This is a genomic window from Bacteroides sp. OF03-11BH (assembly GCF_003604005.1).
GTDB classification, from domain to species: Bacteria; Bacteroidota; Bacteroidia; order Bacteroidales; family Bacteroidaceae; genus Bacteroides; species Bacteroides ovatus.
In genome coordinates this window covers 1-13,613 of sequence record NZ_QTMW01000080.1, presented here as the reverse complement: position 1 = coordinate 13,613, position 13,613 = coordinate 1, and the positions used below count along the sequence as shown (strand labels likewise).

The following is a 13,613-nucleotide window of genomic DNA, read 5'->3' as shown; positions in this document are numbered from 1 at the left end:
ACCTACCATAGAAATATGATAAGGCGCTGGGTGCTTAGCCTACACAATTCAGTGACTTATGTACCCTATCTGCTTAGCGGTCCTGATTACCCGAATGTTACCTGGGAAAAGACTACCATGAAAAATATAGGTATAGACTTTTCAGTCTTAAAAGATAGAATCTGGGGAAGTTTTGATATGTTCCGCAATGATGTAACCAACTTGCTGGGATATGACTCTGCCTCTCCGCTTAGTATGACATCTTCCGTTCCGATGAATTATGGACATTATGTACGTTACGGATGGGATGCGACTATTAACTCACTTAACTTTGAAATCCCCCGTGTGTTTAAGTGGACCTCACAATTGACCTTATCACATCATAATGCCGTTTGGAAAGAACGGATGCCCAACTATTATTATGAAGAATATCGAATCCGTAAGAACGAACCGGTGAATGCTTATTATTACTATGAAACGGAAGGCGTTATCAACATAGATAAAAGCAATATGCCCGAATCGCAGAAGTCTTTGCCGGCAGACGCGCAACAGCCCGGTTATCCGATTATTAAGGATGCAAATGGGGATAATAAAATAACGATTGATGATGTAAAGATGCGGAATACACTTCCCAAAATTCATATAGGCTTTGGAAATACATTTGTATACAAAGATTTTGATCTGGATGTATTTATGTATGGACAATTCGGACGTACACGTTATAACTATGCATATCGTTGGGCACTTGTCGGAGATGTGTATTACACAAGTCCCAAGAATTCGAACAAATATGTATATACTATCTGGAATTCTCAAACCAATCAGAATGGAAACCGGCGTGGTATTGCTTCAACAAAGGCTGTCGCTTTGCCCGGTAACGTAGGTTTTGAGGAAGATTATCAGAATGCTTCGTTCGTACGTGTCAGGAATATCACTTTAGGATATAACCTTTCGGGAAAGAAGCTGGGAAGAGTGGGTGATTATGTGAGTTCTATCAGAGTTTTTATCGACTGTCAGAACCCGTTTACTTTTACCAAGTTTGTAGGTGTCGATCCTGAAATAAAGACGGGTGGTGACGGCTCCAAAGCGGAGTATCCGATGACGAGAACATACTCCTTCGGAGCAAAAATATGTTTCTAAGAAAACCTGTAACGAAAGAAAAGATTGAAAATATGAGCAAGAATAAATTATTTAAGGTGTTTGTCATGATTGCATTTATCATGTGCAGTTGTGAGGATAATTTTGATCCGAAGATGTATGGCACGTTGAATGTTTCTAATTATCCGGTGACTGAAGCCGAATACGAATCATTTATGATGACCTGCTATATGCCTTTTACGACAACATGGACCTATTGGATCGGTGCCGGAACAAGTGGTAATCAGCACGGTTGGTATATCCCTGCCGGAGGTGTACTGAAGTTCTTTGATTATCCAACAGATGAAATGGCCGTGTGGAATAATGGTTGGGGAGGCGGATACTACTTTCTTTCCAAAGCCGATTTCAGTCAGTGTGTCTATTATACGAGTGGTACGTTAAGTGACGAAAGGCCGAATCATTTTCCGAAAGTAAGTGAGATTTCCTACTTCACCAATGTGATTGGAACTTTGGAGAAGGCTTCTACCGAAGTGGTCTCCGAAGAGCGTAAAAGGGAGTTTATTGCCGAGGCCCGTCTTTGCCGTGGATTGATGATGTATTATTTATTGCATGTATATGGTCCTGTTCCTTTGATTGTCGATCCGGACGATCTGATTAATCCTTCAAAGCTGGAAAATCTGGTACGTCCGACATTGCAGCAAATGACGGAGTGGATTATGGCTGATTTTGATTATGCTTATCAGTATATTGCAGATACACAGCCGGAACAGGGACGTTACAATAAAGACTATGCACGTGTATGCATCATGCGGCATTGCCTGAATGAAGGCTATTATATGTCCGGTTATTATCAGAAAGCAATTGATATGTATAATGAGTTGAAGGAGCGGTATAGTCTTTTCAAGAAAGGGGATAATCCTTATATTGAGCAATTTAAAAATGCCAATAACTTCAATTCGGAAGTGATTATGGCTGTCAGCTGTGATGAAACGGCGGACGGTACGAATAAGTCCGGTAACTTTAACCCGCTGATGATGCTCGCTACTCCCGATAATGCAGCCAGAGTGGACGATCAGGGAAATCCGACTCCTTTCTACTTGCAAGGGCAGGGATGGGGACAAACCTTCAACGTGTCTCCGAAATTTTGGGATACGTATGATCCTTTGGATAAACGTCGTGAAGTGATCCTTACCAAATATTATACGACTGCCGGAACTTGGATTGACCGGAATACAACCACATGGGACGGATTTATAATTAATAAATTCCCGGTGGAAACAGCTACGGCTTTTCAGGGGACTGATATACCGTTAGCCCGTTGGGCGGATGTCTTGTTGATGTATGCGGAAGCCGAAGTTCGTAAAAACAATGCTGCTCCGTCTGCTGACGCTGTTGCTGCGGTCAATGAGGTGCGTAAACGCGCCGGACTGGATGATCTTCCGTCATCAGCAACAGCTAGTGCCGAAGCTTTCCTGGATGCTTTACTTACCGAAAGAGGACATGAAATGTTGTATGAAGGGATGCGTAAAATAGATCTCATCCGTTTTAATCAGTATGCGCAACGTACAGCGAAGATCAAAGGAGTGGCTCCTACACATCAATATGTGCCTATTCCTAATTATGCGGTTCAACAAGCTTCGGAATCTTATGGAAAAGTGTTGGTACAGACATTTGAACGTGAGGGATGGAAAGCGGATCTTGCGGCAGCTCGCAATTAATGTCATCATTCATTATTGTTAAACTAGAGATCTTAAGAAAAATGAAAAAGATATACGTATTATTCATGTCGTCGTTATTGCTCCTTTCGTGTGCAAAAGATGATGTTAGTAAGCCAAGTGAATGGCCGGAGTGGCCTACACCTTCAAAACCTAAAATAGAAAATGCCGTATTGCGGGGAGTGAATGGTGAAACGGTTGTGGCGGCTGGTGATAAAGTGAAGTTCACCGCACAGGTCAGTGATGAATATAATGATTTGGTTTCATTCCAATTATTAGTGACAATGGATGGAGCCGAAATCTTGAATTTGTCTAAAGGATTGAGCGGACGTTCTGCAGTTATTGAAGAGGAAGCTACTTTACCTTTTGTTGCCGGTTTCCAGAATGGACGTCCTGTGGTGACTATAAAAGCTGTAAATGATTTAGGTGGCAATGAGTCGACTCTGACTTTGGATGAGGCCGCAAGTGTGGTGGTAACCCGTCCGGAAACACCTTCCAAATTATACCTTGTTGATGATTTGGGAAATGTGTATGAAATGGACAAGGAGAGTCAGAATGAAACGGATTATAGTTTCCGGACGAGTGCGGCGGATTTGGCAGGGATTGGCGACCATTTTAAAGTTGCCGAAAAGATAATAAACAATAAACCTGATTATTCCGGTTTGGTATGGGGATATTCAGACGATAAGATCGCGATTGTGACTGATGATGCAGCTACTTCGATTCCGACTCCTAAGGTAGGGAGTTATACATTGGAGAATATCACTTTTGATATGTTGAGTTTTCTGGCTGATAAGACTTTGACATACAGCATTGATATTGATAAGTCCCGCTTCTTTGATGTGGGAGGAGGATATGTCCAGTTGGATGTTCAGCTGGTGGAAAGTGCCAAGATTAATTTTATAGGTTTTGGTAGTGATGTCGCCAATATGCTCCGGCCGGAATTCTTTAAAGATGTTTCAGGGAGCAAAGCAAAATTCGATGGTCCGTCGGTACTTTATAATTTGAAATATAATACATCAAACGGTTTTATGTATATGGAGCGGCCGCGGGATGTCTTTTATCCGGAAGTGATGTATATTGTTGGTACTGGAGTTGGATTCCCGCGTGAACCTTATGTGGCTACACTTGCTTGGGATTTCGCATATCCTCACCAATGGTTCTTCTTTAAGAAGGTAGGTGTAAGTGCTTTTGAAGCAGTTGTGTATATCGACCAGACTATGGGATTTAAGTTCTTTAGAGGATATGGTTGGGCACAAGAGGAGGACACGAAGAATCTGTATACGGTTGAACCTGCTAACCTGATTACGAGAAGTGCCCCTGGCGATCTGATTCCCGGTCCTGATTTTAAAGCCGGACTTTATACGATACATATTGACAAAGCCAAAGAAGTGATACGATTGACTCCTTATAATTAAGAGGGGATCAAGATTAATAGTCTTTAATTTAATATTTAATAGAATTATGTATATATCAATGAAAACATATAGTAAGAAATTACTGGTCGCATTCTTTTTTTCAATGTTGCCAATGGTATTGATGTCCTGTTCGATGGACCCGGAGAAAGCCTCTTTTTCTATTTCCGGAAATTTGGAGAAGTTACAGATCGGTAATGACGGTTTTACGGAGGTTTATTCGATAAAGTCTAATACGGAATGGAAATTTGTAAACGAGACAGATCAGTCTTGGGTTACCATCTCACCGGCCAAAGGGAGTGGAAACGGAACTGTGACAATTACTGCAAATGTAAATACAGGAACCGGACGTACGGCTGTATTCCGCGTAGTACCTAATGGAGTAAAGACACAAGAAATTGAGATCATGCAGGGTAATTCTTATATCCCTACAACTGATGGAGAGTTTCCGATTATAGCATGGACCGGAGTGGAAGCAGATAAGTCGCTGGAGAAATTCCCGGTGATGAAAGCATCCGGCATTAATATTTATCTGGGATGGTATGATGATTTGGAAACAACATTGATGGTGCTTGACGCCGCACAGAAGACCGGAGTGAAAATGATAACTTCTTGTAAGGACCTCTTGTCTGTTGGTACTGCCGAAGAGGTCGTAAAAGCGATGATGAATCATCCGGCTTTGTATGCCTACCATTTGAAGGATGAACCGGAAGTGAATGATTTGCCGGGCTTGGGCGAATTGGTGAAGAAGATTAAAACCATCGACAGCCATCATCCTTGTTATATAAATTTATACCCCAATTGGGCATGGGGGAAAGAACTTTATTCTGAAAATATAAAGTCGTTTATAGAACAAGTTCCTGTTCCATTTATTTCGTTTGACAATTATCCTATTGTATCTATAAATGGTGCTCCCAGCATTGTCCGTCCGGACTGGTATCGGAATCTGGAAGAAATATCGGCTGCTGCTAAAGAGAATAATAAGCCGTTCTGGGCATTTGCACTTGCACTTTCCCACAAGCTTGATGAAACTCATTTTTATAAGATACCGACATTGCCCGAGTTGAGATTACAAGTCTTGAGTGATTTGGCTTATGGTGCGCAGGCAATCCAGTATTTTACCTATCGCGGACTTCAACATGACGAACCGACCGAAGTTTATAATTTGGTCAAGACTGTTAATCAGGAAGTACAACAACTTGCGGGTATATTCTTGGGAGCACAAGTAATTTCAGTATCTCATACCGGAAGTGAAATACCGGAAGGAACGACAGCTTTGGGAAGTCTGCCGACTCCTATAAAATCATTGACTACGAGTGATACCGGTGCTGTTGTCTCTTTCTTGGAGAAAGGTAGTAACCAATATCTTGTAGTTGTAAATAAAGACTTTCGTAATGTGATGAATCTGGCAATTGATGTGGATGGTTCTGTTAGCAGAGTGCTGAAGGATGGCTCAACTGTAAGTCCGGATGGTTCTACGATAGCGGTTGAACCGGGGGATATGGTTATATTTACATGGAGAAAATGAATAAAGGTTTCTAATTAGATAAAGTAAAATTCGATTATGAAAAAGATATTACTCTCATTTTTTATTAGCATTATGTTAATTGCCTGCAGTCAGAAAACAGTCTCTGTTCGTGAAGTCTGGACGAAAGAGCAGGCTAATGAATGGTATCAGCAATGGGGATGGCTCCGTGGGTGTGATTTTATTCCGAGCACGGCAATCAACCAATTGGAGATGTGGCAGGCTGATACTTTTGATCCGGTGACTATTGACCGTGAACTAGGCTGGGCAGAAGATATCGGAATGAACTGTATGCGTGTATATTTGCATCACCTGGTTTGGGAAACAGATAAGGAAGGCTTTAAGAAACGTATCAATGAATACCTTACTATTGCCGACAAGCATCATATCTCTACCATCTTCGTCTTCCTGGATGATTGTTGGAATCCTGTATATCAGGCTGGCAAACAGCCGGAACCACAGCCGGGAGTACACAACTCGGGATGGGCACGTGACCCGGGTGATCTGTATTATAAAGGCGATACGGCAGTGATACTTCCGGTATTGGAAAGCTATGTGAAAGATATCCTGACTACCTTTAAGGATGATAAGAGAATTGTATTATGGGATTTATATAATGAGCCCGGAGGTTCGGGAGGATATAGATACGGTGAAAGAAGTTTGCCGTTATTGCAGAAAATATTTACGTGGGGACGAACGGTGAATCCGTCACAACCTCTGTCGGCCGGAGTTTGGGATATGAGCCTGACTAATCTGAATAAGTTCCAATTGGAAAATTCGGATGTGATAACCTATCATACGTATGAAGCTTTGGATTCGCATCAACGGCTCATTGACACATTGAAGCAATATGGCCGTCCGATGATTTGTACGGAATATATGGCACGTACTCAAAATAGTACTTTTCAGGATATTATGCCGATGCTGAAGAAAGAAAATATCGGTGCAATAAACTGGGGACTTGTAGCCGGAAAGACAAATACAATCTTTGCATGGGATACTCCGTTGCCTGACGTAGCTGAACCGTCTTTGTGGTTCCATGATATTTTCCGTAGCGATGGGACACCTTATTCAATAGAAGAAGTGGAATGTATTCGTTCATTAACTAAATAATTCCCTTATGATGGCTATGAGGAATATATGGGTAATGATAGTAGGAATATGCCTGTTTGGTTGTGGGGTTGGTAAACAACCCCCTTCCTCACAGCTATCCTTAACATGGAAACTGGAAAAAGATAGTGTGGAAGCCAGATATTTTAAGAATACATTCTGCCTGACGAATAATGGGAATAAATCCTTGACTAATAATTGGGTGATTTATTTTAATCAGACACCTATTTATTATCAGCAACCTATTAATGCACCGCTGGAAATTGAATGTTTGGGTTCGACTTACTATAAAATGTACCCCACTGAACACTACAAGGCATTGCCACCGGGTGAAACAATCACTTTTACCATATTGAGTGAAGGAAATGTGATTAATGTGTCCTCGGTTCCTGAAGGGGCTTATGTGGTAACTACTGATGAAAAAGGAAAACCGTTACAACCGCAAAATGTCCCCATCGAGATCGAGCTTTTTAAGCCTGATGCCCAATGGGTTAGCTCGAGGAACAGCTTCCCCTATGCAGATGGAAATTATTTCTATAAGCAGAATGATGATTTCAGCAAACCGGTAGATTGTGATATGCTTTCTCTTTTTCCTGCTCCTAAAAAAGTGGAAAAGACGGGCGGTGTTTCTTCTTTCTCTCAAAAAGTCTGTCTGAAGTTTGATGATGCGTTTAAAGAGGAAGCTCTTTTATTGAAAAGTCAATTGACTTCATTATTAAGATGCAGCGTTTCCGATAAGGATGAAGAAACAATCATTGAATTGAAGAAAATGGAGGTTCCTATTACCTGTCAATATCCCGATGAATATTACGAAATCGTGATAAAGAATAACCGGTTGACTTTGAAAGCTAGTGATACACATGGCATATTTAATGCTTGTCAAACATTGCTTGCCTTATTAGATAACATGGAACTAACTTCTTCTCCGCTACCTAATCTTTATATAACCGATTATCCGGACATGGGGCATCGAGGAATTATGTTGGATGTAGCCCGCAACTTTACAAAGAAAGCGGATCTGTTGAAATTGATCGATATATTGTCATTCTATAAGATGAATGTACTGCATCTGCATTTGAGTGACGATGAGGCCTGGCGTGTAGAAATACCCGGATTGGAGGAATTGACAGAAATGGCTTCTCGCAGAGGACATACCATAGGTGAACAGACATGTCTTTATCCTGCGTATGCCTGGGGATGGAATGAGACAGATACTACTTCATTAGCCAACGGATATTATTCTCGCAGTGACTTCATGGATATTCTGAAATACGCGAAAGAAAGGCATATCAGAGTTATTCCCGAAATAGACATTCCCGGACATTCCCGGGCAGCGATTAAGGCTATGAATGCCCGTTATCAGAAATATATAGATACAGACCAATCGAAAGCGGAAGAATATCTTTTGACTGACTTTGCAGATACTTCCCAATATCTGTCGGCACAGAACTTCACAGACAATGTGATTAATGTTGCCATGCCTTCCACTTATCATTTTCTTGAAAAAGTGATTGACGAAATCGTGCAGATGTATCAGGATGCAGGAGTAGAACTGACTGCTTTCCATGTGGGTGGAGATGAAGTGCCGGAAGGTATTTGGGAAGGTTCTTCTATCTGCCGTACTTTTATGCAAGAGAACAGACTGACTAAGATACGGGATCTGAAGGATTATTTTCTGGAACAAATATTGGAAATGCTGGACAAACGTAATATACAGGCAGTCGGATGGCAGGACATTGTTATGAATCCTGATAATACCGTTAACGAACATTTCAAAAACAGTAAGGTCTTAAATTATTGTTGGAACACTATTCCGGAGCAGGGTGGGGATGAAGTGCCGTATAAGCTAGCTAATGCAGGCTACCCGGTTATACTCTGTAATGTGGGTAACTTTTATCTAGACATGGCATATTGTTATCATGTGGAAGAACCGGGATTACGTTGGGGCGGTTATGTAGATGAGTATGTGACGTTTGATATGTTGCCTTTTGATATTTATAAGTCTTTACGACGGAATTTGAAAGGTGAACCTGTTGATGTGAAAGCTGCTTCAAACGGAAAACAGCTCTTGACAAAGGAAGGCTCTCAAAATATTAAAGGTCTGTCCGGACAAATATGGTCGGAAACTATCCGTAGTTTTGAACAGATAGAATATTATCTTTTTCCAAAAGTTTTCGGATTGGCAGAACGCGCCTGGAATGTTCAACCATCGTGGGCATTATCTCCGGACGGCAAAGTATATATGGATGCCAAACGGAAATACAATGCCGGTATTGTAGATTATGAGTTGCCACGTTTGGCAAAGCGGGGAATAAATTTCCGGGTGTCTCCTCCCGGTATTATGATAAAGAATGGATTACTACTGGCTAATACTGCCATTCCCAATGCGGTAATCCGGTACACAACCGATGGAAGTGAGCCTACGGAAAGTTCCATAGAATGGCAAACTCCGGTAGTATGCAATGCTCCACTGATAAAAGCAAAGGCTTTTTATCTAGGAAAAGAGAGTGTAACTACCGTATTGTTTAATAGATGATATATGAATAAAAAGCTATTTTAATAATATTAGAATAGCTTTTTATTTATGCATTTATGGAATTTTACATATTAAGGGGTAGCTGAAATTCTAGTTCTTCTTTATAATATTCAACAAATTTAAAACTGGAAGTATGGGTATTAATATTAATTGATGGTTGAAATATGAATACATTTTTGACTTGCGTTTTAATTAATTTTTTCATATTTTTTGCAGAGTATTTTTTTGAATATTAGTGAAAGACATGAGTAATTTTGTAAAAATGAGAGGATTCTTTTTGTTTATACTTCTTCTCATTAATTGTACTGTAAGCAAGGGACAGATTTATAAGTACATAGGACTGGAAGACGGGTTGAATAATCAGAAAATATACCATATCCAAAAAGACCGACGGGGGTATATGTGGTTTCTGACTCAAGAAGGGATAGACCGTTATGATGGCAAACATATCAAGCATTACAACTTTTCGGACGATAACATGACGTTGGATTCACGGATTGCCTTGAATTGGCTTTATATGGACAATGAGAATGTATTATGGGTAATCGGGCAGAAAGGTCGTATTTTTAGGTATGATTCGCAACATGACAAGTTTGAACTGGCTTATGTGCATCCGGAGCTGATCAGGAATAAGTCGCAAGCGTTTCTGAATTACGGTTATTTGGACAAGAATGACCGTATTTGGCTATGTTATAAAGATAGCATTACCTGGTATAATACCCATACCGGAACGACGTCACATATGTTGATGCCGGTTGATGGTGAAATAGCTACTATTGAACAAACGGATGGAAATCATTTCTTTATTGGTACGGGAGGCGGCCTGTTCCGTGCCGGGATAGAAGGGGGAGAGTTGAAGTTGGTTTCTGATGAAGCAGTGGAGAGTATCACTGTGCCCGTGCATGAACTTTATTATCATGCTGTTTCAAAACAGTTGTTTGTGGGAAACTACAAAGAGGGAATACTTATATATGACATGAGGGGAACAGGTAAAATCGTCTCTTGTCAATCACCTAATAATGTAGAGGTTAACCAGATCGTAGCTTTAAACGCTCATGAACTTCTAGTAGCTACAGGAGGGAAAGGCGTATATAAGTTGGATGTGAATACATACATAAGTGAGCCCTATATAACAGCTGATTATAGTAGTTATAACGGGATGAATGGAAACAATATTAATGATGTCTATGTGGATGAAGAAGACCGCATCTGGCTTGCCAATTATCCCACCGGCATTACCATCCGCAACAACCGTTATGGGAGTTATGATTTGATAAAACATTCCCTTGGTAATACCCGGTCACTGGTGAACGATCAGGTTCACGATGTGGTGGAGGATAGTGACGGTGACCTTTGGTTTGCAACCAGTAACGGTATTAGTTTCTATCAGACTGATACAAAAGAATGGCGTTCTTTCTTTAGTTCCTTTGATCCGGTACCAAATGATGAGAATCACATTTTTTTAGCACTGTGTGAAGTCTCTCCCGGTGTAATGTGGGCCGGTGGTTATACATCAGGTATTTACAAGATAGAGAAGAAGAAAGGGTTTAAGGTAACTTATCTTTCTCCTGCCGCTATGGCAGGAGTACGTCCCGACCAATATATTTATGACATTAAAAAAGATTCGGGAGGTGATATCTGGTCCGGTGGATATTATCATCTGAAGCGTGTCAATCTTGAGACTAAAAGTGTACGTTTGTATCCGGGAGTGAGTTCTATTACTACCATTCAGGAGAAGGATGACCGGCTGATGTGGATTGGTACGCGAATGGGACTTTATCTGCTTGATAAAGAATCCGGGAGGTACCGGTATATTGACCTGCCCGTTGAATCTCCCTATATATGTGCATTATACCAGAGAGAAGACGGTATCTTGTATATTGGTACCCGTGGAGCGGGACTTCTTGTTTATGACATTAACAAGAAGAAGTTTGTGCATCAATATCGTACTGATAACTGTGCGTTGATTTCCGACAATATTTATACAATTCTTCCCCGGCAGGATGAGAGCCTCCTGATGGGTACGGAGACTGGTATCACCATCTATTCCCCTCAAGAACATTCTTTTCGTAACTGGACACGGGAACAAGGATTGATGAGTGTCAATTTTAATGCAGGTTCTGCCACAACCTGCAACAAAAGTACGCTTGTTTTCGGTGGTAATGACGGTGCTGTCAAATTTCCGACAGATATACAGATACCGGAACCGCATTATTCACGTCTGTTATTGCGCGATTTTATGATCGCTTATCATCCTGTTTATCCGGGTGATAACGGTTCTCCACTGAAGAAGGATATTAATGAAACTGACCGGCTGGAACTAGCTTACGGACAAAACACTTTTTCCCTTGATGTAGCTTCCATTAATTATGATTATCCTTCCAACATTCTTTATTCATGGAAAATTGACGGTTATCATAAAGAATGGAGCCGTCCGAGTCAGGATAACCGGATTCTTGTCAGAAATCTGCCTCCCGGCAGTTATACATTGCAGATTCGTGCCATATCCAATGAAGAGAGGTATAAGACCTATGAGACAAGAGATATTCAGATTGTTATAACGCCTCCGGCATGGGCCAGTGTTTGGGCTATGGTAGGCTATGCAATCCTGTTGATACTTGTTATGGTTATCATATTCCGTATCATCATGTTACAAAAACAAAAGAAGGTGTCGGATGAGAAGACACGGTTCTTTATTAATACAGCTCATGACATACGTACACCACTTACATTGATAAAAGCTCCACTGGAGGAAGTCGTAGAAAATCGTATGGTGGCTGAACAGGCGTTACCCCATATGAATATGGCTCTTAAGAATGTGAATACATTACTTCAACTGACGACTAACTTGATAAATTTCGAACGGATAGATGTCTATTCATCCACTCTTTATGTTTCCGAGTATGAGCTGAATACTTTTATGAATGATGTTTGTGCCGCTTTTCGCAAATATGCTGAAATGAAACATGTCAGGTTTGTTTATGAAAGCAATTTTGACTATCTGAATGTGTGGTTTGATAGTGACAAGATGGGATCTATTCTGAAAAATATCTTGTCGAATGCATTGAAGTATACACCTGAAGAAGGTAGTGTCTGCATTTCCGCCTGCGAGGAAGGAAGCACCTGGAGCATTGAGGTGAAAGATACGGGGATTGGTATTCCTTCGTGCGAACAGAAGAAATTGTTCAGGAACTGTTTTAGAGGTAGTAATGTTGTCAATCTAAAAGTGACAGGTAGCGGAATAGGGCTGATGTTGGTATACAAACTAGTCAAATTACATAAAGGCAAGATTCAGATTCAGAGCAATGAACAACAAGGCACTTGTGTACGAGTTACTTTCCCGAAAGGAAATAGCCATCTTCATAAAGCTAAATTTATTTCTCCCAAGCTGCCGGATGAACGTCCGGAGACTATCATACCGGGTAGTATTTCTGATTTGCCGGCTATGGAGATATCCCAGATAAACAGTTCCTTACAACGTATCCTGATAGTGGAGGATAATGATGATTTGCGTAATTATCTGGTGGATATGCTGAAGACGAGTTATAATATTCAGGCTTGTCCGAATGGGAAGGATGCACTTATCATAATCATGGAATTTAATCCGGATCTTGTTATATCCGATATAATGATGCCTGAAATGAGCGGAGATGAACTTTGTTCAGCGATAAAAGGGGATCTTGAGATGTCTCATATTCCGGTCGTTTTGCTGACAGCACTGGGAGATGAGAAGAATATGCTCGAAGGGCTGGAAATCGGAGCGGATGCTTATATCACTAAGCCTTTCAGTGTAGGAATACTCAAGGCAACGATTAAGAATTTACTGGCGAATCGTGCTTTGCTCCGTCAGGTTTATAATAGTATCGAAGAGGAAGAACAGAGTTTTCCGGTTAATTGTACTAATACTCTGGACTGGAAATTTATAGCTTCGGTCAAGGAATGTATAGAGAAGAACATGGGGGATCCGGATTTTAATGTAGAAATGCTTAGTAGTCGCCATCACATGAGTCGTACGAGTTTCTTTAATAAATTAAAGGTCTTGACAGGTTATGCACCAGCCGATTATATCCGGATGATACGTTTGCAACATGCTGCACAATTGCTAAAGCAGGGCGAATATACAATAGCAGAAATTACCGATATGGTCGGGTTCTCGGATGCGAAATATTTCCGTGAGGTATTTAAAAAAGGCAACTATACTTTAATTACACCAAAATAGAAAATTTTCCCAAATA

Annotated in this window: 6 protein-coding genes and 1 pseudogene; all 7 read left to right on the top strand. The window is 40.8% G+C overall.

Features of this window, described 5'->3' with window-relative positions:
- Window positions 1–1,119 (top strand): annotated as a pseudogene (locus DXA54_RS26955) (SusC/RagA family TonB-linked outer membrane protein); the annotation flags it as partial.
- A 32-nt stretch (window positions 1,120–1,151) separates the two neighbouring features.
- The gene (locus DXA54_RS26950; protein WP_243647691.1) at window positions 1,152–2,795 is read left to right on the top strand and encodes a RagB/SusD family nutrient uptake outer membrane protein; all 1,644 of its coding nucleotides are present in this window, start codon (window positions 1,152–1,154) and stop codon (window positions 2,793–2,795) included.
- Window positions 2,795–4,210: a DUF5125 domain-containing protein gene (locus DXA54_RS26945; RefSeq protein WP_120081127.1), complete on the top strand. Its 1,416-nt coding sequence runs from the start codon at window positions 2,795–2,797 to the stop codon at window positions 4,208–4,210. Before DXA54_RS26950 ends, DXA54_RS26945 begins: the two co-directional genes overlap by 1 nt.
- 46 nt (window positions 4,211–4,256) lie before the next feature.
- Window positions 4,257–5,735: a BACON domain-containing protein gene (locus DXA54_RS26940; RefSeq protein WP_120081125.1), complete on the top strand. Its 1,479-nt coding sequence runs from the start codon at window positions 4,257–4,259 to the stop codon at window positions 5,733–5,735.
- A gap of 36 nt (window positions 5,736–5,771) precedes the next feature.
- Window positions 5,772–6,845 (top strand): cellulase family glycosylhydrolase, encoded by a 1,074-nt coding sequence (locus DXA54_RS26935; RefSeq protein WP_120081123.1) that lies wholly within the window; start codon window positions 5,772–5,774, stop codon window positions 6,843–6,845.
- Window positions 6,846–6,852: 7 nt separating this feature from the next.
- A complete protein-coding gene (locus DXA54_RS26930; protein ID WP_120081121.1) occupies window positions 6,853–9,378 on the top strand; it encodes a family 20 glycosylhydrolase in 2,526 nt (841 codons plus the stop codon).
- Between the two features lie 244 nt (window positions 9,379–9,622).
- Complete coding sequence (locus tag DXA54_RS26925; RefSeq protein ID WP_120081119.1) at window positions 9,623–13,597, top strand: hybrid sensor histidine kinase/response regulator transcription factor; 3,975 nt, start codon at window positions 9,623–9,625, stop codon at window positions 13,595–13,597.
- Window positions 13,598–13,613 lie beyond the last annotated feature (16 nt).

Coding starts and splice junctions, on each gene's coding strand:
- DXA54_RS26950 (WP_243647691.1), top strand. CDS start 1,152: ATGAGCAAGAATAAATTATTTAAGGTGTTTGTCATGATTGCATTTATC.
- DXA54_RS26945 (WP_120081127.1), top strand. CDS start 2,795: ATGTCATCATTCATTATTGTTAAACTAGAGATCTTAAGAAAAATGAAA.
- DXA54_RS26940 (WP_120081125.1), top strand. CDS start 4,257: ATGTATATATCAATGAAAACATATAGTAAGAAATTACTGGTCGCATTC.
- DXA54_RS26935 (WP_120081123.1), top strand. CDS start 5,772: ATGAAAAAGATATTACTCTCATTTTTTATTAGCATTATGTTAATTGCC.
- DXA54_RS26930 (WP_120081121.1), top strand. CDS start 6,853: ATGATGGCTATGAGGAATATATGGGTAATGATAGTAGGAATATGCCTG.
- DXA54_RS26925 (WP_120081119.1), top strand. CDS start 9,623: ATGAGTAATTTTGTAAAAATGAGAGGATTCTTTTTGTTTATACTTCTT.